This window comes from Actinocrinis sp. (assembly GCF_035605935.1).
In the GTDB taxonomy this organism is placed as follows: Bacteria; Actinomycetota; Actinomycetes; order Streptomycetales; family Catenulisporaceae; genus Actinocrinis.
This window is the reverse complement of record NZ_DATNGK010000073.1, coordinates 1-3,824: the sequence shown is the minus strand read 5'-3', so window position 1 is coordinate 3,824 and position 3,824 is coordinate 1. Positions and strand designations below refer to the sequence as shown.

Annotated in this window: 6 protein-coding genes and 1 pseudogene; 1 reads left to right on the top strand and 6 read right to left on the bottom strand. The window is 67.9% G+C overall.

Annotation, left to right across the window (positions count from 1 at the left end):
- The coding region (locus VN779_RS06620) for a hypothetical protein (protein WP_325721196.1) at positions 1-212 on the top strand (212 nt) is incomplete at its 5' end.
- Here VN779_RS06620 and VN779_RS06615 read toward each other — a convergent pair.
- The 6 genes and pseudogenes from VN779_RS06615 to VN779_RS06590 form a co-directional block, all read right to left on the bottom strand.
- Positions 209-397, bottom strand: coding sequence for a hypothetical protein (locus VN779_RS06615; RefSeq protein ID WP_325721195.1), 189 nt, complete (start codon positions 395-397; stop codon positions 209-211). The genes VN779_RS06620 and VN779_RS06615 overlap by 4 nt on opposite strands.
- Before the next feature lie 71 nt (positions 398-468).
- Entirely contained in the window at positions 469-1,110 is a 642-nt protein-coding gene (locus tag VN779_RS06610; protein ID WP_325721193.1) for an ABC transporter permease, read from the bottom strand.
- Between the two features lie 19 nt (positions 1,111-1,129).
- Positions 1,130-2,608, bottom strand: a complete 1,479-nt coding sequence (locus tag VN779_RS06605; protein WP_325721192.1) for an ABC transporter permease — start codon at positions 2,606-2,608, stop codon at positions 1,130-1,132.
- 92 nt (positions 2,609-2,700) lie between these two features.
- Positions 2,701-3,024, bottom strand: a pseudogene (locus VN779_RS06600) (ATP-binding cassette domain-containing protein); the annotation flags it as partial.
- A 48-nt stretch (positions 3,025-3,072) separates the two neighbouring features.
- Positions 3,073-3,375 carry an AzlD domain-containing protein gene (locus VN779_RS06595; RefSeq protein WP_325721191.1) on the bottom strand — a complete coding sequence of 101 codons (303 nt, stop codon included), beginning with the start codon at positions 3,373-3,375 and terminating at the stop codon, positions 3,073-3,075.
- The coding region (locus VN779_RS06590) for an AzlC family ABC transporter permease (protein WP_325721189.1) at positions 3,375-3,824 on the bottom strand (450 nt) is incomplete at its 5' end. The genes VN779_RS06590 and VN779_RS06595, both read right to left, overlap by 1 nt.

Here is a 3,824-nt window from a genome sequence, read left to right as displayed (position 1 = left end):
TGTCCCAGGATTCACCCGGTCCCCAGATCATGAGCGCTCGCGCTCGCATCCAGTTGATTGGTCGCAACTCGGTGTCAGGGATCGGCCTGTCGCGCTCGGTCATGTCCACCACCAGCTTCGACACATTTGCCTGCGCGTGGCCCTTCCAGGATAACCGGAAATCTGCCGACCGACCCGGGCGTGCACTGATGGAAAGCTGCGCGACGCCTTAGATTAGTGCGGGCTGCCGGCCCCGCTGGCACAATTCATCGGCGCGGGTGCGGTCATCCTTGTGGAAGGCACGGGCTTCCTCGGTCTCTATGCCTTCGAGCGCGTCAGTTGTGATGACGTCAACCTCGACCGGATCGCCGCACCTGCTGCAGGGCTCGGCCCGCTCGGTCCGAGTCACCTTCGCCATGGCGATCATCCTGGCCGCCAACGTCGATCTCATTCGCTCGACACGCCGAAGCGTCCGACGTACACCGCGCGTCAGTCGAAGCGGGCCGCCTCCGGACCCGTGATCCGCGACAACATCGGCAACGTCGAGCCGAGAATCGCCAGCGCGGCGACGAGCCCTAGGGCAACGATCAGGTAGTACTGGGGACCGGGCGCGACAAGGGTTTGGTCGAGTTGGGCGTGCAGGAACAGCTGTGCGGCCAGGAAGCCGACGGCGATCGAAACTGTCGCGGTGAGGACGAGCGGTACGACGGTTTCCAACGCGACGACCCTCCGCAACATGGCGACGGAGACGCCGGTCAGCCGCAAGACGCTGAACGGACGTTTGCGCTCAGTGAGTCCCGCCGCGACAGCGACGGCAAGGCTGCAGCCGGCGATCGGCAGGCTGACCAGGATCACGACGTTGGCCAGCTGCTTGTACCCGGCGAGGAGGCGACTGGAGTCCGGGCTCATGGACGAGAGCGTGTCGGGAGGAAACCGACTAGGAACGGCGTTCTCTAGCTGTGTGCGCGCCGTTTCGACCGCAGCCGTTGATCCATTCATGCCGACGACGAGGACATGCACCGGCAACGCCGCCAGCGCCTCTGGGGTAATCGGAGCAGGCGGCCATTCGGCCTGATCGATGGTTGTTTTCCGACCGAATCCATTTCCGAGCGGGCTGTCGATCGCGCCCACCACCGCGCCCCGCGCGCATTTACCGATGGCCGGTGTGTGGATGAGCTGTGCGCACAGGACGAGCCCCTCCGGTGCTGACTGGTCCGGTCGCGCCGAAGGAAACTGGTGAACAAGCGTTACCCCCGTCACTCCGTCGATGGCGCTGAGATTGCTGATCGTGCTGGCCGGCACGAAGGGCACCGAGCTTACGAGCTGGCCGGCAGAATCGCGCCAGAAGTAGTTGACCAGGGTGTTGGCTGCGGCTGTCCCGCTGGAGGGCCCAGCAGAGGCGACAAGTGTCGTGATCACGCCGACTGACACGCTCGTGACGAACAAGGCCAGCACCAAGCCACTGATTGCGCGGAACCCGGCCTGCGGATTGTCGGCCAGCCTCCGGCCCGCGAGCCGGCCGCCGGGCCCGACGCGCGGTGAGGCGAGCACCGCTCATGGTCAGCCACGGGCCCGCGCAGATGAGGCCGACGAGGATCAGCCCGAAGTCGGCAACGTAAGCGATCGTCTGACCACCGGTCGTGTGCGGGGGCCCGACGACGGTGAAGTACGCCAGCTCGAGGATCCCGGCCACGAGCGGAATCAACCGGTACGCGCGAGGTGGACCAGGAGTCACCCGCCGGGTGACACCTAGCGGCGAAATCCGCACGCGGTACAGCGCAATCCACGCCGCCAACGCTGCGCCGACGGGCAAGCCGATCGCGACGTTCAGAACGTCCATCAACGTCAGCGCCAGATCGGACGGGAAGAATGGCGCGCCGGTGAACGGAATTCCCGCTAGCGGCGCGCGAATGGCGAAGAACAACGGAAAGCCGAGCGCGACACCGGCGAGGGTCGCCGTGGCCGCCTCGACGGCCGAGATAAGTGACACCTGCCGCGGCGTGGCACCCACCAACCGCATCGCTGCGAAGCGCTGTTCGCGCCGGGTCGCCGCTAGCCGCGTCGCGGTAGCGATCAGGATCAGCACGGGGAACAGGATCGCCAGCGCGACAACGCTCAATACCAGGGTGATGCCGTTGGCGTTGATGCCGATCGCGGCCGGGCAGTCGGAGCAGCTGCTCGGCACGGTGGGCGAGATAGCGGTGACTTGGTCGGCGAGGCCGGTGTGCGAGAGGTCGGCCACTGTTCGCCCGATGACGATGATGAGCGAGTCGGGCGCCGGCAGCGCGGAGTTCGCGATCCGGCCGACCTGCCGGCCGCTGTACCGGGCGTCCAGTTGCGCTGTCGGCGTCCTGCGCAACAAAGTGCTCATCGCGGGAGACGCATAGAACTCGCCCGGCCCGGGCAGGTGCGCGATGCCTGGCGGGATCGGAGCATGCGGTCCGGTCGCGGCGAGGTCCACGCGAGCGATCGTCTTGCCGTCGTAGGTGTCTCCGGTGACCTGCCACCACAGCGGGTCGACGCCTTGCGTCGCGGTCCGTGACTTGGGCGTGAAACCGGTTTCGAGCCAGGCGTATCTCGCGTTCTGCGCGTTGACCGCGTTGATCCCGGCGAGCGTCGCAAGCAGCAACGCCACTCCTATTGCGACAGCAAGAACGATCGCGACGAGCCGGGCCAGCGTCTCCCGCCCACCACCGACCGTGAGCCGCAGCGCGAGCGGTATCAGGGGACTACGCTCACCGGCGACGTGACCCGGCCGTCTCGCACGATGACTTCGCGATCGGCATACGCGGCCACCCGCGGCTCGTGGGTGACCAGGACGACCGTGGTGTTCTGCTCGCGGACGGTGGCCGTGAGCAGCTCCATCACTTGCTCACCGGCCAGCGAATCCAACGCGCCGGTTGGTTCGTCCGCGAACAGCACCTCAGGACGGCTGACGAGCCCGCGAGCCAGCGCGACCCGCTGGGCTTCCCCGCCGGACAGCTCGCCTGACCTGCGTCGCTCCAGCCCGTCCAGACCGAGACGGCTGAACCACGCAGGCAGCCGGCACCGCGTTGTTGTTGCCCTACCTGATTGACGATTCGTCGCCGCGGCCTAACCGAGCGCACGCAAGAGGGCGGCCGTGCCCGCCGCCGCAAGTACCACGACCAGGAATGGTGCACGTCGCCAGACCAGAACAGCGGCGACGGCAACCGCCGGCAGGCGGGCGTCGAGGACGAGCCGGTGACCGGTGCCGAGCGTCTGAACAAGGATCAGCGCGGCGAGCAGCGGCACCGCGACCAAGTCGAGCGTTCGGCGAACTCGGGGCCCGAGCTCTCGGCCGCCGGCGAGAACCGGACTGATCGCCTTCAGGGCATACGAGGCTCCCCCGAGGGCCAGGAGCAAAGTCCAACTCATCAGCCAACCTCTTCGGGCGAGTCCACCTGCACCTGCGATGCTCGCTCGCTCATTGCCGTCATGCCCCTTGCGACGAGTACGCCTGGCACAACGGCGGCGAGCGCGGCGACCACGGGCACGCCGGCTGGGGCGAACGGAAGGACGACGATGGTGATCATCGCTCCGGCGACCGCAGCGACGGGCGCGCCCGGCCGGCGTAGCTGCGGCGCGAGGAGGGCTAGAAACGCGGCCGGGAACATCGCATCGAGGCCGAGTGAGCGCGGGTCGCCAAGGCCGCCGCCGAGCAGCGCGCCCGCTAATGTGCCGGCGTTCCAGCACAGCCAGACGCTGACACCGGTAGCCAGGAACGCACGCCGCGCTGCCCGCGGTTCGTCCTGTGCGCGCGCCATCGCGGTGCTCTCGTCGATCACCAGTTGCGCGACGATCGCCCGATCGCGGAGCCGTCCCGG

Bases quoted from the DNA above. Each gene is read 5' to 3' on its own strand.
- VN779_RS06615 (WP_325721195.1), bottom strand. From the start codon at position 397: ATGGCGAAGGTGACTCGGACCGAGCGGGCCGAGCCCTGCAGCAGGTGC.
- VN779_RS06595 (WP_325721191.1), bottom strand. From the start codon at position 3,375: ATGAGTTGGACTTTGCTCCTGGCCCTCGGGGGAGCCTCGTATGCCCTG.